The following is a 21,436-nucleotide window of genomic DNA, read 5'->3' on the forward strand; positions in this document are numbered from 1 at the left end:
ATGAAAAATAAGATATTTATATTTATTTTTTCAATCTCTTTATTATCCTGTGTTAAGCAAGAAGTAGATTTAATTGTTCTTAATTCGAATACATATACAGTTAATGAGTTTTTTGATATTGCAGAAGCTTTTGCAGTAAAAGACGGAAAATTTGTTGCAATAGGTACTAATGATGAAATCCAAAATAGATTTAAGGCTAAAGACACAATTAATGCAAAGGAACAAGCTATAGTTCCTGGTTTTATTGATGCTCATTGTCATTTTTTCAGAATGGGTTTACAACAGCAAAAAGTATCTTTAGAGGGCACTAAAAGTTATCAAGAGGTTTTAGATAGGTTAGTAGCGTTTCAAAAAGAGAAAAATGTACAATTTATTACAGGACGTGGCTGGGATCAAAATGATTGGGAAATTAAAGAGTTTCCAACAAAAGAAAAATTAGATGCTCTATTTCCTAAGATACCTGTTGCTATAGGTAGAGTAGATGGTCATGCTTTATTAGTAAATCAAGCTGCAATAGACTTATCAGGAATTACAAAAGACACGAAAGTTTCTGGAGGAGAAATTATTTTAAAAAATGGGGAGATAACTGGAGTTTTAATTGATGCAGCTATGAATTTTATAAAAATACCTGAACCTTCTAAACAAGAAGCAATTCAAGGATTATTAGATGCACAAAAAATTTGTTTTTCTTATGGATTAACAACTGTTGATGATGCTGGTTTAGATAGAAATACAATAGAGTTAATTGAGGAACTGCATCAACAAAATTCTTTAAAAATGCGTATTTATGCAATGGTTTCTGGAGATAACCAAGAACAAATTGATTATTACATAAATAAAGGAATCATAAAAACAGATCGTTTAAATGTTCGCTCTTTTAAAGTTTATGGAGATGGAGCCTTAGGATCTAGAGGGGCTGCAATGCGTAAACCATATTCTGATAGAGAAAACCATTTTGGAGCATTAATTTATCCTCCAGAAAGATATCAAGAAATTGCAAAACAAATTATAGCTTCTGATTATCAAATGAACACACATGCAATTGGAGATTCAACAAATACTTGGCTCTTAAAAATTTATAAAGATGTTTTGAAAGATGAAGAAGATAGACGTTGGAGAATTGAGCACGCACAAATTATATCTTCTAAAGATTTTCAAGATTTTAATAATATAATGCCTTCTGTGCAACCTACACATGCAACTTCAGATATGTATTGGGCACAAGAAAGAATTGGAAGAGACAGAATGAGAGGTGCTTATGCTTATAGGAATTTGCTTAATAGATATGGTAAAATTGCTTTAGGAACCGATTTTCCTGTAGAACAAGTAAACCCATTCTTAACATTTTTCTCGGCTACATTTAGAAGAGATTTAGAAGGTTATCCTGAGTATGGATTTCAGATGGAAAACAAATTATCAAGAGAAGAAACTTTAAAGGGAATGACAATTTGGGCAGCCTTTTCTAATTTTGAAGAAAAGGAAAAAGGTTCTATTGAAGTTGGTAAATTCGCAGATTTTATAATCTTGGATCAAGATATTATGAAAATTTATGGAAATGAAATTCCTAAAACAAAAGTAGTTGCAACCTATTTAAATGGAGAAAAAGTATATTAATTATTAACATATTTAATTTTTATAAGATAAAAATAATCTCTAAATTTAGATTTTAATATATAAGTTTTAAACTTATTATAAAATAAAAATTATGAAAACTACTAAATATATATTTTTATTACTAATACTCATTTTTACTTTAAATATTTCTTCTCAAGAAAGTAAAAATATGGAAGAGATAAAGCTTACTATTTTAGTTCATGATGTAAATAATAACCCAATACCTGGAGCTATTATTCTTATTGATGATGTAAAACAGCAAAGGCTAACTAATTCAGCTGGTTATTTTAAAATTAAATTAGATAAAGCACCAAAAGAAATTACAGCATTTTCTCCATCAATAGGAGTGATGAAAGTAACTTACAATAATAATGATAAGATAATAATTAAAATTATTTCTGAGAATAAATCAGCAGATTTAGTAACTGAAGATTCAAACTCTTCAAATAATACAATTCAGTTTAAAGATATTTATGATTATTTAAGAGGTAAAGTGCCTGGTGTTCATGTTAATGGCAATAATATAATAAGTATAAGAGGTTACAATACTGTAAATGGCAGTAATATACCAATGTTTATTTTAAATGATAACCAAGTAAGTCAATCAATATTTGGAAACATAGTACCTACAACTATAAAATCTGTTCAAATATACAAGGGCACAGAGACCTCTATATTTGGTTCTAGAGGAGCAAATGGAGTTATTAAAGTTACTACATTTTAGGAATTATTACTTCTGGAAGAATCATTTATTTTACCCTTAATTAAATTTTATTTATTCCTAAATTTAATTTTGGGTACAATATCTATTTAATAAATAGTACCATAAAATTTAAAAACTTAACATGAAATCTTACGTATATCTTTTTTTATCAGTAATTCTTTTTACTTCTTGTTTAAATGATGATGAAAATATTAACCTCGAAACTGAGGCAAACATTATTAAATATATTAATGATAATAGTCTAAATGCTACAAAAACGGATTCTGGCTTGTATTATGTAATTAACGAGGAAGGTTCAGGAAATAAACCAACAGAAAATTCTGCAGTAAATATTGACTATAAATTATCTTTTTTAGATGGTACACCTATTGGTCAAAGTGAATCAGAAATATTAGAATTGAAACAAATAATTCCAGGTTTACGTGAAGGAATCCAGCTTTTTAAAGAAGGTGGAGAAGGGGTTTTATTAATCCCTTCTGAACTAGCTTATGGTTTGTCTGGTAATAATACAGGTTCCATACCTGGTGGAAAAGTTTTAGTGTTTGATATAAAATTAAATGTTGCAGATTATCTTGTAGAAAATGAAACTGCTATTTTAAATTATATTGAAACTAACAATTTGGTTGCCACAAAAACTGATTCTGGCTTATATTACGTTATAAATAATGAGGGAACAGGATCATCTTATCCAACAAGTAATTCTAATGTAACAGTTGCTTACAAAGGATACTTTTTAGATGGAACTGTTTTTGATGAAAGTGATGCTAATGGCGTTTCTTTTAATTTAAACCAAGTCATTCCAGGTTGGACAGAAGGAATTACCTATTTTAAAGAAGGTGGAGATGGTGTTTTATTAATTCCATACAATTTAGGATATGGAGTTTATGGCAATACAGGTGTTCCAAGAGTCTCTGTTCTGCTTTTTGATGTAAACTTAAAAAGTATAAATTGATAAAATGTAAAGTCAATAAAAAAAGCGAAACTTATAAGTTTCGCTTTTTTTTATGCTAAAATTGGTTTTATAAAATTATTAATATTATCAACGCCATTATCTCCTAAATCTCTTATAAAAGCAGAACCTATAATTGCACCATTTGCATACGTACAAGCTGTATTAAAAGTGTCCTTATCAGAAATTCCAAAACCTATAATTAATTTGCTTTGTAAATTCATAGCTTTAATTCTTTCAAAATAGGCAATTTGCTGTTTAGAAATCTCTCCTTTTGCACCAGTAATTGACGAAGACGCAACTACATAAATAAATGCTTTTGTATAAGAATCAATCTTTTTAATTCTTTCTTCTGATGTATGAGGTGTAATTAAAAAGACATTCGTTAATCCATATTTGTGAAATAATTCTTGATAATGATTTTCAAATTCAACCATGGGTAAATCAGGAATAATTAAGGTATCAATTCCACACTCAACTACTTTTTTACAAAATTTATCTTCACCAAATTTTAACATCTGATTCAAATATCCCATTAAAACTAAAGGTGTTTTGTTTGATGATTTAATAGTCATCAACTGTTCAAAAACAATGTCCAAATTAATTCCATTTTCTAATGCTTTTTGGCTACTATCCTGAATTGTTGGGCCATCTGCTAAAGGATCTGAATATGGCAAACCAACTTCAATAAAATCTACATTGTTTTGCTCTAATGCTGCTATCACTTTTGTAGTATCCTCTAACTTTGGATATCCACAAGTAAAATATATTGATAAAAGGTTTTTATCTTTTTGCTGAAATAATTGTTGAATTGAATTCATACGTAATATAATTTGTCTTTTTGAGCGCAGTCGAAAACTGTTTATAAAATCATCATTACCTTTCGACTGCGCTCAAGGTGATAATTTTTAAAATTTACTCTTTTAAATGCTTAATATAAGTTTCCAAATCTTTATCTCCTCTTCCAGATAAATTTATAACCACAACCTGATCTTTTTTAAACTCAATTTTTGATAAAACAGCTAAAGCATGAGCAGTTTCTAAAGCAGGAATAATTCCTTCAATTTTCGTTAATTCATAAGCTGCATCTAACGCTTCTTGATCTGTAGCATTCATGAATTTTGCTCTTTTACTTTCATATAAAAACGCATGTAAAGGACCAACTCCAGGATAATCTAAACCAGCAGAAATAGAGTAAGGCTCCACAATTTGGCCATATTCATCTTGCATTAAGATGGTTTTAGAACCATGAATAATTCCAACTTCACCTAATTGAGAAGTTGCAGCACTTTCACCAGAATTTACACCTAAACCAGCAGCTTCAACCGCAATTAATTCCACACTTTCATCATCCATATAATGATAAAAAGCACCAGCAGCATTACTTCCTCCACCAACACAAGCAATAATTGTATCTGGATTTTCTTTTCCTGTTTTCTCTTTTAATTGCCATTTCATTTCCTCAGAAATTATAGCTTGCAACCTTGCAACCATATCTGGATGTGGATGTGGGCCAACTACAGAACCAATTAAATAAAACGTTTCTGGATTCTGAATCCAATATCTGATAGCTTCATTTGTTGCATCTTTTAATGTTTTAGAACCAGAAATTGCAGGTACTACTTTTGCACCTAGCATTTTCATTCTAGCAACATTTGGTGCTTGACGAACAATATCTTTTTCGCCCATAAAAACAGTACAATCTAAACCCATTAAAGCACAAACAGTCGCTGTTGCAACTCCATGTTGGCCTGCTCCAGTTTCTGCTATAATTTTAGTTTTTCCTAGTTTTTTAGCAATCAGAATTTGCCCAACTGTGTTGTTTACTTTATGAGCTCCTGTATGACAAAGATCTTCTCGTTTCAAATAAATATGAGCTCCATATTTTTCTGATAAACTTTTTGCCAAATATAAAGGTGTTGGTCTACCAACAAAATCTTTTAATAATGCTTTATATTCAGTTTGAAATTCTTCAGATTCGATAATTTGGATATAATTATCTTCAAGTTCTTTTACATTCGGGTACAACAATTCTGGAATAAATGCGCCTCCAAATTGTCCAAAATATCCGTTTTTGTCTGGGTGAAATTTTGATTTCATATCTTTATATTGTGCAATCGTTTATTTGTTTAATTGAGTAATTGTTGCAACTAATCGCATTAATAATTAAATAGTTAAACTTTGTTTTAATTTTTCTAAATCTTTTATTTTTTTTCTTCCTGGCTCACTTTCAAATTTACTATTTACATCTAAAGCATAAATTGGTAAATTAGATTTTGCCATTATTTTTACTTGTTCTAAATCATCCAAACTTATTCCTCCACTTAAAAAGAAAGGTTTTTCAAAAGGGTATTTTTCTAAAACAGACCAATCGAATTTAGTTCCATTTCCTCCTCTTTCTTTTCCTTTGGTGTCGAATAAAAAATAATCAACAATGTTTACATAAGGTTTTAAAATATCAAAATTAAATTCACCTTTAATTCCAAAAACTTTAATAATTTCTATTGCTGATTTAGAAATATAATGTTGATTTTTTTTCTTTTTGATCTCTTTATTTTCTTCAATAAATAACGCTCTTCTTTCTGCCAAGTGATTTTTTAAATCACTTACATATTTTTCTGATTCATCTCCATGTAATTGAATGGCATCTAATCTGTATTCTTCAATTAAAGAAATTACAATTTCGATATGCTCATTTACAAAAACTCCTGTTTTTTTAATTGATGCTGGCAAATCAGGTATAATCCCTTCAAAATTTCTTTTCGATTTTTCATAAAAAATAAACCCTAAATAATCAGGTTTTAATGCAGCAACATCTTGGATGTTTTCTACATATTTCATTCCACAAACTTTCAACTTCATAGTATTATTGTTTTCCAATTATTTAACTTTTCTCTAAATGAAAATCTAGCATTTGCTGGGCTTGTTGATAAAACAAGATTGTAAGTAATATCTTCTATTTCACTAAAATACTTATAATATAATTTTTCCGCTTTTTGACCATTAAAAATTACTTGTTTTACTGACGGATACATTTCAATAATTTCATTAATAGGATTTGGAACTTCATTTTTAATATCAGAATCCAAACTTGTTTTTCTGTTTGCAAATTGACAGATATCCCAAATTGCAATATGATTTCTTATCAAAACATCAATTCTTTCAGCATAATTTTCGCTGTAAATTTCATCAGTTAATTCAAAAATTATTTTCCAAAACGAATTTCTTTTATTCGCGTAATATTGTTGTTGTTTCAAAGATTGTTTTCCTGGCATTGTTCCTAATATAAATATTGTAGGATTTTGTGGTAAAATAGGATCAAAAGATAAAGCCCCTGTTTCTCCTAAGAAAATCAAGTTAGAATCGTTTTCTGTATTTTTACTTTTGTGAATCAATCTTTTTTCTAATATTTTATTTTCTCATCAGTCAAAATTCCTTTTCTTAAGCAAAGTTAAGATGGATTTATGATCTCAATTGGCTTATAAATTCCTGACATGCTTCTCCAGGATTCTCTTGTTTCATAAAGTTTTCTCCTATTAAAAAACCTTGAAAACCATATTCTTTCAATCCTGTAATAATTCTTGGGTCAGAAATTCCACTTTCTGAAACCTTAACACACGTATCTGGAATTTGACTTGCCAATTTAATGGAATGCTCTAAATCTACCTCAAAAGTCTTTAAATTTCTATTATTGATTCCGATTATTTTGTTATCCAAATCATTAATTTTATCTAAATCTTCTTGTGTATGCACTTCATACAAAACCTCTAACCCTAAATCTGTAGCAAGATTTCCGTAGTTTTTTAATTCTGTTGCTGTTAAACACGAAGCAATCAGTAAAATTACATCTGCACCAATGGCTTTTGCTTCCACAATTTGGAATCCATCAACCACAAAATCTTTTCTTAAAATTGGTTTTATTTGGTTGATAACTCTAGCTTCCATCAAATCTGCCATAGTTCCTCCAAAAAAAGAAGTGTCTGTTAAAATAGATTGTGCAGCTACGTTTGCATCCAAATATCCATTAGTAACATCAGCAATTGTAGCTTTGTCGTTTATAATTCCTTTTGATGGAGATTGACGTTTAAACTCAGCAATAATTCCTGTTGAACCGACTTCCAACAAAGATTTTTTCAAAGAAATTGTAGATCTTTTAAACTTCGGACTTTGTACTAATTTTTGAACAGGAACTTCTGCTTTTATCTTAGCGATTTCCTTCTTTTTAAATGCGATAATTTTATCTAGTATAGTCATTTTAAGACTTTGTTTTATTAATATTCTTATTTCTATATTTTAAGAAAAAGTAAATGATAACTCCAACAATCAAGCCAATTGCAGCTTGTTTAAAAAGCTCTTTTGTTTGGATTCCTATAACAGCTCCCATTAAAAAGAAAGCTGGAATAATTAAAATTATATTATTTTTCTTTTTTGTCATTTTATAAATTTACTAATTTATCTAATGTTTGTTTTGCTTTCAATCCAAAAAGTGAATCTTTTGCTTCCTCAAAAGCAGCTTCAAAAGACTTTTTATCATCAACAATTGTTAAGGCAAAAGCAGCATTTGTTAATACCACATTATTTTGTGCTTCTGTTCCACTACCCTCTAAAATAGATTTAAAAATTTTTGCTGCATCTGCAACCGAATTTCCTCCAAAGATTTCTGATTGTTGAATTCTTTTTTGTCCTAAATCTTCTGGATTTATTATTTGTTCTCCGTTTTTAGTAAAGAATTTAAATCCGCTTGTTAAAGAGATTTCATCATAACCATCTAATGCATGAATAATCCCATAATTGATGTCTTCTTCTTGCAGAATGTAATTATACAAACGTGCAACTTCTAAATTAAAAGTTCCTAACATATGGTTTTTTGGTGAACTTGGGTTTACCAAAGGGCCTAACATATTAAAGAACGTTTTTAATGCCAACGCTTTTCTGGTTCCACTTACAGCTTTCATTGCTGGATGGAATTTTGGAGCATGTAAAAAACAAATATTTGCTTTCTCTAAATGTTCTCTCAAAATACTTTCATCATTGGTGAAATTATACCCAAAACTCTCTAACATATCTGAAGAACCAGATTGCGAAGACACAGAATAATTACCATGTTTTGCTACTTTTTGTCCTGTTCCTGCAACAATAAAAGAAGTTAAAGTTGATATATTAAACGTATCTTTTCCATCTCCACCAGTTCCAACAATATCAATTGTATTATAAGCTGATAAATCTACTTTTATAGCCAATTCATTTAATGCATTTCTAAAACCAGAAAGTTCATCTGCTGTAATAGGTCGCATCATAAAAACGGTCATAAAAGATGCTAAATGTGCATCATTATATTTCTCTGCAGCAATATCTTTTAAGATTTGTGTTGCTTCAGATTTAGACAATCTTTCGTGATTATATAATTTATTTAAAATATCCTTCATAAAGCCCCTTTTAATTTCCCTATTTCGTCTGCGCTCAATACAAGCTCCAGGGAAAAACACTCTTATGTTAATTTTATTCTCTTTTATTTCTAAAATCTTTGCTTTCGCAAAAATGTAATTTTTTCATTTTATCGCAAACTTGCTAGTTGCTTCCCTTTGGGAAGGTTAGGATGGGCTTTTGTATTTTTCTATAAAATTCGTAACCAATTGTTCTCCAACATCAGTCAAAATAGATTCTGGATGAAACTGAACTGCAGAAATTGGATATAATTTATGCTCAATTGCTTGAATTAAACCATCTTCATCTCTTGCAGTAACTTGCAAATCTTCTGGAAAACCTTCATCTGTTGCTGCCCAAGAATGATATCTTGCTGCTAAAAATTTTTCAGGAACATCTTTAAAAATAATTGCTTCTTTTAAAGTTACTTCCATTTCTGTAGCAACTCCATGAAAAACATCTTCTAAATTGATGATTTTTCCTCCAAAAACTTCTGTAATTGCTTGCAAACCTAAACAAACTCCAAATATGGGTTTGATCCCTGCATATTTTTTAATTACGTCTTTTAAAATTCCTGCTTCATCAGGAATTCCAGGTCCTGGAGATAGCATAATCATATCGTAATTATTTACATCTTCCAAACTGATTTCATCGTTTCTAAAAACTGCAGGAAAATTTCCTGTGATTTTTTCAACCATGTGAACCAAATTGTAGGTAAACGAATCGTAATTATCTAAAATTAATATTTTCATATTTTTTTGTTGTGTAATCGTTTAATCGTGGATTTGTTTAATTGTTGTAAAGTGTTTATATACTTTATAAATTATAAAAATCACAAATACTATATTAATAATATTCCAAATATTCCTAAAAGTATATTTGTAATTGCAAATATTTTCTTCATTCCTCAATGTGCGTTAGGGATTGAAACGACATCCTTTTTTCTTTTTCTGAAAAAAGATATAGTGGAAAGCCCGTTAAAACGCCCAAATAAATATCCTAAATATTCTCTGCCAAAATTAACGCTTTTTTTAAGGCTGCTAATTTATTATTTACTTCTTGTAATTCCTTTTTTTCATCAGAATGAATTACGATTCCTGCTCCTGCTTGCGAGTACAAAACGTTGTTTTTACTCACAAAAGAACGGATTGCAATCGCCAAATTCACGGAACCATCCAAACCAATAATACCAACTGCACCACCATAAAATCCACGAGTTTGGTTTTCATATTTGTTAATTAATTCCATCGCTTTGTATTTTGGAGCGCCACTTAATGTTCCTGCAGGGAAAGTATCGCCCACAATTTCTATGGGATTTCCTTTGATTTTTCCACGAACTGTAGAAACCAAATGAATTACGTGACTAAAATATTGTACTTCCTTGAAAATCTCAACAGTTACATTATCAGCATGTTTGCTTAAATCGTTTCTAGCCAAATCTACTAACATTACATGTTCTGCAGTTTCCTTTTTATCTTCGGATAATTTTTTACCTAATTTCCTGTCTTCTGCAATATCGCCAGTTCTTCTAAACGTTCCTGCAATTGGATTTATGGTTGCTTTTCCTTCGGATATTTTAATTTGCGCTTCTGGTGAAGAACCCATTAATTTGAAACTTCCATAATCGAAATAAAACAAATATGGAGAAGGATTTATAGAACGCAAAGCTCTATACACATTAAACTCATCGCCTTTAAATTTTTGCTGAAATTGGCGAGATAAAACCAATTGAAAAACATCACCTCTTTTACAATGCGATTTTGCTTTTTTTACATATTCGATAAATTCTTCGCCTGTAACATTAGAAGTTTCTTCACCAACAATTTCGAATTTTTGTGTATTAAATGCTTGCGCATCAATAATGGTGTTTATTTCATGAATTCTCGATTCAGTTCCTTCTTCAATATTTTCTATTAAGGTCATTTCATCATTAAAATGATTAATGGCAATAATAAATCTGTAAAAACTGTATTGCATTTCTGGAATTGCAGAAGGTGCTTTTTTGTTCGTGAACTTTATGTTTTCGAAATATTGAACAGAATCAAAAGTTGTATAACCATATAAACCATTAAATGATTTTAATTCAGCAGGACAATCCAAATCAATTGAATTCGTGAATTTATCGAACAATTCATAGAAATTTTTATCAATTGGTTTGCTTTCTATTTCTGTCCCTTTATGTGAAATTGAAAATTGGTAATCATCCACTTTCATTGTTAAGATAGGCTCAATTGCAATAAAAGAGAAACTTTCTTCTTTACTATGATAGTCTGAACTTTCTAACAAAAGCGTGTTTGCAAATTTATCTCTAAAACGTAAATACAAGCCTACAGGTGTTACTGTGTCTGATATTTTTTGTTTGTGAATCGATTTAAAATGTGTTTTTTTCATTAATTCTGAATTTATTTCAGTAATTTATATTTTGTTCTCATTTCTTCCTTTTCAGGAAGATTAAGAGCGCTTTAATTTTGGCTATAAAAAAAGGCTTATCGTGAGATAAGCCTTTTATATATATATAAAATACAGGATTAGTTCTCACTTATTTATTAAGAGAGTTCCACCACCAAATATTTTTTGTATTATTTATCATTGTTGCACAAATGTAAAGAGGGATTTTTGTTTGACCAAATTTTAAGCAATCTTTTTTGTATCAACTTTAATTTTAGAATTGATAAGTTAAATCAAACAGATTTTAACTTACATATTGAAATCATATTATTAAAAAATGTTTCATATTATAATAGATTTATAAAATATGATTTATAAAAACAATTATAATGTGTTATTTTGTAGCTCAAACTTGTGTTTGATTTGAATTTACTGAATTAATAGATGCACCAATGATTTTTATTATAAATTGTTGGTGTGTTTTATTTAATTTTTATCGATTTAATAATTAAACATCAATATTTTACAAATACAATAAGTATTCTTTAGATTGTAAAAAGAGATACTTAAACTGGTTCTGTATAAAATTTATTTAACATATATTTGCCAGCAATCACGAAAAAATACTGATTTAGTTCAGCTTAAAATGATCATAAATAATAACAATCTTAATTTTAATAATCCTAATTTTTAGGATAAGAAGGTTATTGTATAAAATAGAAAAAAGCCTTCCAAATTTGGAAGGCTTTTTTTAGTAAAAAGTATAGAAATGAGTAAAATGATGACAGTAGACGTTTTGTCTAGTATTAAAGGAGCAAAGCCTTCAGAAACTGTAAATAAATTATTTGATGTAATAAAAAATGCCAACATCAACAATACTACTATTGTTGAAAATAAAAATGCTGTTTTTTTAGATGATTTAAGAGAAGATGTTGTGGTTGATAGTTCTGAAATTGAAAAACAAATTATCATTGAAAATTTTCCTAAAGAGAAAAACGGCTATTTAGTAGTTGCAAAAGTAATAGAAGAATAAAAATTAGTTTCTAGTTGTTGGTTTTTGGTAATTTGTAAAAACCAACTGAAATAAAATATCAAAGCTTACTTATGAGCGAAATACATAAAATTCATCAGCAATTGATGAATAAAGAAATTACCTGTACAAAATTAGTGCAAGACAGATTGGGTTTATTGAAACAAAATACTCACAATACTGTTAATTCTTTATTAGATGAAACTGCTTTAGCATTGGCTAAAAAAGTGGATGCTAAAATTGAAAGTGGAGAAGAAATTGGTTTGTTAGAGGGAATTCCTTTTGGAATAAAAGATGTGTATATGGTTCAAGGAACGTATACAACTGCAAGTTCTGATTTACTGAAAAAGTACAAATCTGCGTACACAGCAACTGCAATTCAGAAATTATTAGATGCTGGTGCAATTCCCTTAGTAAAAGAAAATTGCGATAGTTTTGGACATGGTTCATCTTCTGAAAACACGATTTTTGGCGCAGTTAAAAATGCCGTAAATCCAAGTTTAGTTGGTGGAGGTTCAAGTGGAGGATCTGCAGTAAATGTTGCAAAAGGCTTTACTGTTTTTTCAATTGGTGGAGATACAGGAGGTTCCATTCGTCAACCTGCAGGTTATAATAATGTCTTTGGATTTAAACCTACTTATGGTAGGATTTCTCGTTTTGGTTTGATGGCTTATGCATCTTCTACAGATTGTGTTGGCCCAATTGCAAAATCTACAGAAGATATTAGAATTGTTTTAAATGCGATGAGTGGTAAAGACGTAAAAGATCAAACTACGTATCAATCTTCATCAATATCAAAAGAAAGTGTTTTAAATACTGATGCCATAAAAACGGTTGGTTATTTTAAGAATTTTATCAATAATGATGCAATTAGTGCCGAAATTAAAGCGGATTTTTTAGCGTCCATAGAAAAAATAAAAGCCAAAGGAATTGAAGTTAAAGAATTAGATTTCTTTGAGTCAGATACGTTGGTTTCTACGTATTACACATTAGCAATGGCAGAAACTGCTTCTAATTTATCAAGATTAGATGGCACAAATTATGGCAACAGAATTGAAGGAGACAATTTAAAAGATACCTATTCAATAACTCGTTCAGAAAATTTTTCAGAAGAATCTAAAAGAAGAATTGTTGGTGGAAATCAAGTTTTATCACAAGGTTTTTCTGATGAAATTTATTTAAAAGGATTGAATTTGAGAGATCAAATTGCTGCTAATTTCGAAAAAGATTTTAAGGAAGTTGATATTATTTTATCACCTGTAACACCAAACTTACCTCCAAAAATTGGCGATAGTTTAAAAGATCCTTTAGCCATGTATTTATCTGATGCATATACAGTTGGTTTTAGTTTAGGGCAATTACCAACGTTAACAATTCCAAAAGGAACAGCAACTGGATTGCAAATTTCGGCCGCAAAAAATAATGATGAATTGGTTTTACAATTCGCTAATTTCTTAAATGATTTGATATAATGGAGCTAGAGAAATTAAATGACTTACTAAAAAAACATGAGTTAGAACTCGTAATTGGTTTAGAAACACACGTTCGTTTAAACACAAAATCGAAGTTGTTTTGTTCTTGTGCAAATCAAGAAATAGAACAGCCAAACACCAATATATGTTCAGTTTGTACTGGGCAAATGGGTGTTTTACCATCTTTGAATAAAGAAGCAATTACCAAAGCTATCTATTTTGGAAAAGCAGTAAAATCTACTTTTAAAAACGAGGTTATTTCTTGGGATCGTAAACATTACGAATATCCAGATAATCCAAAAAATATTCAAATTACACAGTTTCATAATCCTGTAATTCCTGATGGACAAGTTTCGTGTTTTAGGAACGATGGGAGTCAATTTACTGTGAATTTAACGCAAGTTCATATAGAGGAAGATGCTGCAAAATTGATGCACGAAAAGAAAATTTCTTTAGTCGATTTTAACAAAGCAGGAGTTCCTTTAATTGAGATTGTTACAGAGCCTTGTATCAGAAATATTGAAGATGCATCCACCTACGCACAATATATTCAGAGAATTGTTCAGAATTTAAAAATATCTGAAGCAAATCTTGAAAAAGGGGAATTTAAAAGTGATGTTTCTGTTTCTCTTCGAAAAAAACATACGTATAATTTAAACCCGAGAACAGAAATCAAAAACTTGAATTCGTTTAAGTTTATGGTGGAAGCTTTAAAGGAGGAAATCGAAAAGCAACTTACCTATTATATAGACCATAAGGAATTTAGACCAGACCAAACAACAGTTTTGTGGGATGCTGATTTAAAGCAAACTAAAACCATGCGTAAAAAGGAATTTGAAGCTGATTACAGATTTATTTCTGAACCAGATTTGCCTTTTGTAAACATTAAAAATGTAGTTGAAAGTATTGATGTTGATATCAGTTCTTTGCCTTTTGCTGTAGAATCTATTTTGATAAAAGGTGGAGTTTTGCCTCAAGATGCTAAATTTTTTACTGCAGATTCGCTTCGTTCTGAAACTTTTGTAGCCATTAATAATGTGATTAAAGATCCATCTTTTGTTGCCAAAACATTGGTGAATAATATTGGTGCAGATGAATATGCAGCTATTCACGATGTAAATCATTTAATTGAAATTTTTCAATTGTTTAAAGCAGAAAAAATTACGGCTGTTTTAGTTCAAAATGCAATTATCAATTATTTAAAAGATAGAAAGTTTGATTATAACAGGTATTTTGAAGAAAACACAATTTCTGATGAAAAAATAAAGCTAGCTGTTTTAAAAGTAATTGCAGAAAATGAAGCAATTGCAAATGATATTAAAGCAGGAAATCAAGGAAAAGCAGGAATTCTTGTTGGTAAAGTTATTGGAATAATTGGGAAAGGTGCTTCTGGAAAAGTAATTCGTCAGGAAATTTTAGACGCAGTTAGCGATTCGTCTTTAGCAGTTAGCGAAAAACCAAATGCAAAAAGTCAATCGCAAAAAGCTACTAGCGAAAAGCCAAAAAAAGAAGAAGAACTACAAACAGTTCCAATCATTATAAAAGATGAATATAGAACTCATAAAATATCTGATTTATCAGAAAAAATAATTAAAGATAAAGTAACTTTAGCTGGTTGGGTTTCTAGTGTTAGAGATCATGGAGAATTAATTTTTATAGATTTACGTGATTCGAGTACAGAAATTTTTCAAGTTCGTTTAAGCAGAGAAACATTTCCTAATTTAGATGAATTGGTAAAATTAAAGCCAGAAACTGTAATTATGGTTACTGGAATTGTGGTTCAAAGAAATGAAGATGATTATAATGCAGGTTTAAGAACTGGTAAATTAGAGTTAGAAACATCTGCTTTAGAAATTTTAAATTTATCGAAAACATTGCCTTTTGAAATAAAAAGAGCCATGAAAACGAATGAAACTACTCGTTTTCAATACAAGTTTTTAGATCATAGAAATGATGAAGTTCGCAAGGCAATTGTAAATCGTCATAAAGTAATAAAATTACTTAGAGATATTTTAGATGAAGAAGAGTTTTTAGAAATTGAAACTCCGATTTTAACTGCAGGAACAGATGAAGGTGCAAGAGAATTTATTGTACCAACCAGAAAGCAAGCAGGTTCATTTTATACATTACCACAAGCGCCTCAACAGTTTAAACAAATGTTGATGGTTGGTGGTTTTGAGAAATATTTCCAAATTGCACGTTGTTTTAGAGATGAAGATTCTAGAGGAGATAGACAGCCAGAATTTACACAATTAGATATTGAAATGGCATATGCAAGTATGCAGCAGATTATCGATTTAAACACAAAAATGTTTAATGAAGTTGTGAAAAATATTTATGGTAAAAAATGGATTTTACATCCTTTTGAAGTAATTACTTATAAAAATGCGATGGATAAATATGGTTGTGATCGACCAGATTTACGTTTTGGTTTGCAAATGCAAGACATTACAGGAATTGTAAAAGAAACTACTTTTCAAGTTTTTAGCAAACCTATTGAAGAAGGAGGAATTGTAAAATGTATTAAAGTTTCTGCCAAAGAACAAGGTAAAAACAGAATGTCTAAAGGACAGATTGAGAATTTAACTGCCATCGCTCAACAAAATGGTTTAGGTGGTTTGGCATATATTATTGTAAATGAAAACGATTTACAATCGCCAATTATTAAATTTTTAGGTGAAGAAATTGCAGCAAATATTATCAAAGCTACGAATGCTCAAATTGGTGATATCGTGTTTTTCTCTGCTGCAGATTATGCAACTGCAAACAAAGCTTTAGATGCTGTTCGTCAAGAAATGGGAAAAATCTTAAAGTTGATAAATCCGAAGGAATTAAGACCTGCTTGGGTTGTAGATTTCCCAATGTTTGAAAAAACAGAAGAAGGAAGATGGACGTTTACACACAATCCTTTTTCGATGCCAGCAATTTACGATTTGGAAAAACACATGAATAATAAAGATGCTGAAATTGGCGAAATTATTGCGCAACAATATGATTTAATTTTGAATGGTTACGAAATTGGTGGAGGTTCAGTTAGAGCACATAAAGCAGAAATTTTAGAAGCAACCTATAAAAATATGGGTTATAATAAAGAGGAAATGATGAAAAGTGTTGGAACCATGTATAAAGCGTTTCAATATGGAGCACCACCTCATGGAGGAATTGCTTGGGGAATTGACAGATTAATGATGATTCTAGAAAAGAAAGCATCAATTAGAGAAGTAATGGCTTTCCCAAAAACTGGCTCTTCTGAAGATTTGTTATTTAATGCACCTTCTATTTTATCAGATAAAAAAGTGGAAGAAATGAATGTTAGGATTATTAGGAAATAGCCTTAATTTACATCAATTCAAAGAATACCATATTTAAAAAATCTCGCTTTTGCGAGATTTTTTAATTTTATAAAATAAAAAGCATAATAAAAACATCAAAAATATAAATTAAAACCATTTTTAAGCGATTTAAGCCACTTTTATATTTTTTACAAATGTTGATAATTTTTAAACAAAATTGCTAAAAAGGCTTTTAAGAAGATGATAAATTCGTAAATTTGAGTCTAAGAAATTTGTTTTTTCAAGACGAGTTTCATCAACCTAAAAATAAATAATTCATTTTTATGAGCGAAGAAATTAAAAAAGAATATGATGCGTCCAGTATTCAGGCATTAGAAGGAATGGAGCATGTAAGAATGCGTCCATCTATGTATATTGGAGATGTTGGGCCTCGTGGTTTACATCATTTGGTGTATGAAGTTGTAGATAACTCTATTGATGAAGCAATGGGTGGTTATTGTGATACTATTGATGTGACCATTAATGAAGATAACTCTATAACAACTAAAGATAATGGTCGTGGAATTCCTGTTGGAATTCATAAAAAAGAAGGTGTTTCTGCATTACAGGTTGTAATGACTAAAATTGGTGCTGGAGGTAAATTCGATAAAGATTCTTATAAGGTTTCTGGAGGTTTGCATGGAGTTGGTGTAAGTTGTGTAAACGCTCTTTCTGACTTATTAGTAGCAACTGTTCATAAAGAAGGTAAAGTTTGGCAACAAGAATACTCGAAAGGAAAAGCTTTGTATCCTGTTAAAACAATTGGAGAAACAGATTTTACTGGAACCATTGTTACTTTTTTACCAGATAAAACAATTTTTAAACAAACGACTGTTTTTAATTATGATACGTTAGCAACTAGAATGCGCGAATTATCATATTTAAACAAAGGAATTACCATCACTTTAACAGATAAGAGAAGTACAGATGATGAAGGAAACTTTATCTCTGAAGTGTTTCATTCTGATGAAGGTTTGCCAGAATTTATAAAATATTTAGATTCTACTCGTGAGCAATTAACAGCTTCTGTAATCTCTATGGAAGGTGAAAAAAATGGGATTCCTGTTGAGGTTGCCATGGTTTATAATACTTCGTATGCAGAAAATTTACATTCGTATGTAAATAATATTAATACGCATGAAGGAGGAACACATTTATCAGGATTTAGAAGAGGTTTAACGAGTACTTTAAAAAAATATGCTGATGAATCTGGTTTACTGAAAAATGTAAAGTTCGAAATTGCAGGAGATGATTTTAGAGAAGGTTTAACAGCTATTGTTTCTGTAAAAGTTCAAGAGCCACAATTCGAAGGTCAAACCAAAACAAAATTAGGAAACAGAGAAGTTTCTGCTGCAGTAAGTCAAGCAGTTTCAGAAATGTTAACAGATTATTTGGAGGAAAATCCGAATGATGCAAAAACCATTGTTCAGAAAGTAATTTTAGCAGCTACAGCAAGACACGCAGCAAAGAAGGCGCGTGAAATGGTACAGCGTAAAACAGTGATGAGTATTGGTGGTTTACCTGGTAAATTATCTGACTGTTCAGAAACTGATCCAGCACAATGTGAAATTTTCTTAGTTGAGGGAGATTCTGCAGGTGGAACAGCAAAACAAGGTAGAGACAGAAACTTTCAAGCAATTTTACCTTTAAGAGGAAAAATCTTGAACGTGGAAAAAGCAATGCAACATAAAGTTTTTGAGAACGAAGAAATCAAAAATATGTTTACAGCTTTAGGTGTTTCTATTGGTACAGAAGACGATCCAAGAGCTTTAAATTTATCTAAAGTTCGTTATCATAAAGTTGTTATTATGTGTGATGCTGATGTAGATGGATCGCATATTGCTACTTTAATTCTTACTTTTTTCTTTAGATATATGAGAGAAATGGTTGAGCAAGGTTATATTTATATTGCAACTCCACCTTTATATTTAGTAAAAAAAGGACAGAAAAGAGAATATGCTTGGGATGATAATCAACGTGATATAATTGCTCAGCAAATGGGAGGTTCTGTTAGCGTACAACGTTATAAAGGTCTTGGGGAAATGAACGCAGATCAACTTTGGGATACTACAATGAATCCTGAATTTAGAACCTTAAGAAAAGTTGTTATTGATAGTCCAGCAGAAGCAGATAGAGTTTTCTCTATGTTAATGGGAGATGAAGTACCACCAAGAAGAGATTTTATTGAAAGAAATGCGAAATATGCAAATATAGACGTATAATATAAATTATTTAGTACAATTTATACACACTTCATTACGAAGTGTGTATTTTTTTTTATATTAGCTTTATAATCAATCTATATCATTACAAAATTTTAAAAATTATGAAAAAAGGAATTTTATTTTTTATAGGCATGTTTGTTTTTGCCTTTAACACAAAAGCTCAAGATGGTTTTGAAGGGTATTTACTTGCTGGCGATAATGATAGAACTCAGTTAATTGAAGCCTATATAAACCCAGCTATGAAAGGTTTAATTAATGGAACAAATAGTGGTTGGTATCATACAGCAAAAGTTCATAAAACACTTGGATTTGATGTTACTATTTTTGCAAATGGATCTACAGCACCAAGTGAAGATCAATTATTTTCTTTATCGGGTTTAACATCTATAAATCAACCTACAGGAAATTTAAATGGTGTAGCAACTGTAGCTGGTTCAGAAAATACGAGACAGTCTGCTACAGTTAATTATACGCAAAATGGCATACTATATTCTACTACTTTTAATACACCTGGAGGTATAGATGAAGATTTACCATTAGGTGTTTTTCCATCTGCAGGTGTTCAAGTAAATGTTGGTTTGCCTGCTAGTTTTGAAGGTAGTGTTAGATATATACCTACTGTAGATTTTGATGGAGTTGAAGCAGGTCTTTTTGGAATCGGAATTAAAAAAGAAATTACAAGTTGGTTTGGTCCTTTAGATAAACTACCACTTCATGTTGCTTTAATGGCAACTTATACTAACGTAACTGCAGATTATGAAATAGAAAGTGGAGGAAATATTTCTACAAATAATGGCTTAGCAGCATTTAAATTAAATTCATATTCATTCCATGCAATTGGCTCTTTAAACTTTCCAATAATTAATGTTTATGGAGGTGTTGGATATGGTACAGGAAACTCATCTTTAACAATGTCTGGAGATTACACTTTAAATTATGGATTGCAAACAAGAACAATATCAGATCCAATAGATTCTGATTTTGATGCAAGCAGTTTTAGAACAACTGCAGGTATAAGATTAAGTCTTGGATTTTTTAAATTTTTCGCAGATTATACTTTACAAGAATATAACACAGTTAATGCAGGTGTTGCGTTTAGCTTTAGATAAAATGTCAATTTTAAAAATAATCCTTTAAAATATTTTAGAGGATTATTTTTTGCAATATATTTAGAAAAATCGTCCCTAAAATTTGTATTTTTACAATTAATTAAACTTATTAATTTAAATAAAAGATATGAAAGTTACAGTAGTTGGTGCAGGAGCAGTTGGAGCAAGTTGTGCAGAATACATTGCTATTAAAAATTTTGCTGCAGAAGTTGTGTTGTTAGACATTAAAGAAGGTTATGCAGAAGGAAAAGCAATGGACTTAATGCAAACAGCTTCTTTAAATGGTTTTGATACAAAAATAACAGGAAGTACAAATGATTATGCTAAAACAGCAAATTCAGATGTTTGTGTAATTACTTCAGGTATTCCTAGAAAACCAGGAATGACTCGTGAAGAATTAATTGGAATTAATGCAGGAATTGTAAAAACAGTTTCAGCAAATTTAATTGAGCACTCTCCAGAAACTATTATTATTGTAGTTTCAAATCCTATGGATACTATGACATATTTAGTGCATAAAACTACAGGATTAGCTAAAAATAAAATTATTGGAATGGGTGGAGCATTAGATTCTGCACGTTTTAAATACAGATTAGCAGAAGCATTAGATGCACCAATTTCTGATGTTGATGGAATGGTAATTGGTGGTCATTCAGATAAAGGTATGGTTCCTTTAACTAGATTGGCAACAAGAAATTCTGTGCCAGTTTCAGAATTTATTTCAGAAGATAGATTAACGCAAGTTATGGAAGATACCAAAGTTGGTGGAGCAACCTTAACTGGTTTGTTAGGAACTTCTGCTTGGTATGCTCCTGGAGCAGCAGTAAGTGGAATGGTTCAGGCAATTGCTTGCGATACTAAAAAGATTTTCCCTTGTTCTACTTTATTAGAAGGTGAATATGGTTTAAACGATTTATGTATTGGAGTTCCTGTTGTTTTAGGTAAAAACGGAATTGAAAGCATCGTAGAAATTAATTTGTCTGATGCTGAAAAAGCACATTTATCATCTTCTGCAGAAGGTGTAAAAGCAACAAATGGCTTATTAGAATTATAATATTTAGTTCCTATTATTTTAGGAATAAGTAAATAGTAGAAAATCCAACTTGAAAAGTTGGATTTTTTTTGTTTCATAGTTTTAAATAACAAAATTCTATTTTTCTTTAGATGTA

Annotated in this window: 18 protein-coding genes; 9 read left to right on the forward strand and 9 right to left on the reverse strand. The window is 30.1% G+C overall.

What is annotated here, in order from left to right; all coding sequences use genetic code 11:
- The 3 genes from LPB03_RS15025 to LPB03_RS15035 all read left to right on the forward strand — a co-directional run bounded on the left by LPB03_RS15025 (position 1) and on the right by LPB03_RS15035 (position 3,290).
- Positions 1 to 1,614, forward strand: coding sequence for an amidohydrolase (locus LPB03_RS15025; protein ID WP_065320307.1), 1,614 nt, complete (start codon positions 1 to 3; stop codon positions 1,612 to 1,614).
- 91 nt (positions 1,615 to 1,705) lie between these two features.
- A complete protein-coding gene (locus tag LPB03_RS15030) occupies positions 1,706 to 2,338 on the forward strand; it encodes a TonB-dependent receptor plug domain-containing protein (RefSeq protein ID WP_065320306.1) in 633 nt (210 codons plus the stop codon).
- Between the two features lie 121 nt (positions 2,339 to 2,459).
- Positions 2,460 to 3,290 (forward strand): FKBP-type peptidyl-prolyl cis-trans isomerase, encoded by an 831-nt coding sequence (locus LPB03_RS15035; protein ID WP_065320305.1) that lies wholly within the window; start codon positions 2,460 to 2,462, stop codon positions 3,288 to 3,290.
- Positions 3,291 to 3,340: 50 nt separating this feature from the next.
- Here LPB03_RS15035 and trpA read toward each other — a convergent pair whose 3' ends face one another.
- The 9 genes from trpA to LPB03_RS15080 form a co-directional block, all read right to left on the reverse strand.
- Complete coding sequence (gene trpA, locus LPB03_RS15040) at positions 3,341 to 4,108, reverse strand: tryptophan synthase subunit alpha (protein WP_065320304.1); 768 nt, start codon at positions 4,106 to 4,108, stop codon at positions 3,341 to 3,343.
- A 94-nt stretch (positions 4,109 to 4,202) separates the two neighbouring features.
- A complete protein-coding gene (gene trpB / locus LPB03_RS15045) occupies positions 4,203 to 5,387 on the reverse strand; it encodes a tryptophan synthase subunit beta (protein WP_065320303.1) in 1,185 nt (394 codons plus the stop codon).
- A gap of 66 nt (positions 5,388 to 5,453) precedes the next feature.
- Complete coding sequence (locus tag LPB03_RS15050) at positions 5,454 to 6,149, reverse strand: phosphoribosylanthranilate isomerase (protein WP_065320532.1); 696 nt, start codon at positions 6,147 to 6,149, stop codon at positions 5,454 to 5,456.
- Entirely contained in the window at positions 6,146 to 6,682 is a 537-nt protein-coding gene (locus tag LPB03_RS15055; protein ID WP_231953110.1) for a DNA-deoxyinosine glycosylase, read from the reverse strand. The genes LPB03_RS15050 and LPB03_RS15055 overlap by 4 nt, the downstream gene beginning before the upstream one ends.
- A 67-nt stretch (positions 6,683 to 6,749) precedes the next feature.
- The gene (gene trpC, locus LPB03_RS15060; protein WP_065320302.1) at positions 6,750 to 7,541 is read right to left on the reverse strand and encodes an indole-3-glycerol phosphate synthase TrpC; all 792 of its coding nucleotides are present in this window, start codon (positions 7,539 to 7,541) and stop codon (positions 6,750 to 6,752) included.
- 1 nt (position 7,542) lies between these two features.
- Complete coding sequence (locus LPB03_RS15065) at positions 7,543 to 7,722, reverse strand: hypothetical protein (RefSeq protein ID WP_065320301.1); 180 nt, start codon at positions 7,720 to 7,722, stop codon at positions 7,543 to 7,545.
- Between the two features lies 1 nt (position 7,723).
- The gene (trpD, locus tag LPB03_RS15070) at positions 7,724 to 8,713 is read right to left on the reverse strand and encodes an anthranilate phosphoribosyltransferase (protein ID WP_065320300.1); all 990 of its coding nucleotides are present in this window, start codon (positions 8,711 to 8,713) and stop codon (positions 7,724 to 7,726) included.
- A 165-nt stretch (positions 8,714 to 8,878) separates the two neighbouring features.
- On the reverse strand, positions 8,879 to 9,463 hold the full coding sequence (locus tag LPB03_RS15075; RefSeq protein ID WP_065320299.1) for an anthranilate synthase component II: 585 nt from the start codon (positions 9,461 to 9,463) through the stop codon (positions 8,879 to 8,881).
- A gap of 247 nt (positions 9,464 to 9,710) precedes the next feature.
- Complete coding sequence (locus LPB03_RS15080) at positions 9,711 to 11,102, reverse strand: anthranilate synthase component I family protein (RefSeq protein ID WP_065320298.1); 1,392 nt, start codon at positions 11,100 to 11,102, stop codon at positions 9,711 to 9,713.
- Positions 11,103 to 11,868: 766 nt separating this feature from the next.
- Between LPB03_RS15080 and LPB03_RS15085 the strand changes: the two genes are divergently transcribed.
- From LPB03_RS15085 to mdh, 6 genes are all read left to right on the forward strand, one after another.
- The gene (locus LPB03_RS15085) at positions 11,869 to 12,132 is read left to right on the forward strand and encodes an Asp-tRNA(Asn)/Glu-tRNA(Gln) amidotransferase subunit GatC (RefSeq protein ID WP_065320297.1); all 264 of its coding nucleotides are present in this window, start codon (positions 11,869 to 11,871) and stop codon (positions 12,130 to 12,132) included.
- A gap of 71 nt (positions 12,133 to 12,203) precedes the next feature.
- Entirely contained in the window at positions 12,204 to 13,601 is a 1,398-nt protein-coding gene (locus LPB03_RS15090) for an amidase family protein (RefSeq protein ID WP_065320296.1), read from the forward strand.
- Positions 13,601 to 16,933 (forward strand): bifunctional amidotransferase subunit GatB/aspartate--tRNA ligase AspS, encoded by a 3,333-nt coding sequence (gene gatB/aspS, locus LPB03_RS15095; RefSeq protein ID WP_065320295.1) that lies wholly within the window; start codon positions 13,601 to 13,603, stop codon positions 16,931 to 16,933. The genes LPB03_RS15090 and gatB/aspS overlap by 1 nt, the downstream gene beginning before the upstream one ends.
- A gap of 284 nt (positions 16,934 to 17,217) precedes the next feature.
- On the forward strand, positions 17,218 to 19,155 hold the full coding sequence (gene gyrB, locus LPB03_RS15100; protein ID WP_065320294.1) for a DNA topoisomerase (ATP-hydrolyzing) subunit B: 1,938 nt from the start codon (positions 17,218 to 17,220) through the stop codon (positions 19,153 to 19,155).
- A gap of 104 nt (positions 19,156 to 19,259) precedes the next feature.
- Positions 19,260 to 20,267, forward strand: a complete 1,008-nt coding sequence (locus tag LPB03_RS15105; RefSeq protein ID WP_065320293.1) for a DUF6588 family protein — start codon at positions 19,260 to 19,262, stop codon at positions 20,265 to 20,267.
- A gap of 127 nt (positions 20,268 to 20,394) precedes the next feature.
- Complete coding sequence (gene mdh / locus LPB03_RS15110; RefSeq protein WP_065320292.1) at positions 20,395 to 21,321, forward strand: malate dehydrogenase; 927 nt, start codon at positions 20,395 to 20,397, stop codon at positions 21,319 to 21,321.
- Positions 21,322 to 21,436: the final 115 nt, after the last annotated feature.

Origin of the sequence: Polaribacter vadi (assembly GCF_001761365.1) — a bacterium.
GTDB classification, from domain to species: Bacteria; Bacteroidota; Bacteroidia; order Flavobacteriales; family Flavobacteriaceae; genus Polaribacter; species Polaribacter vadi.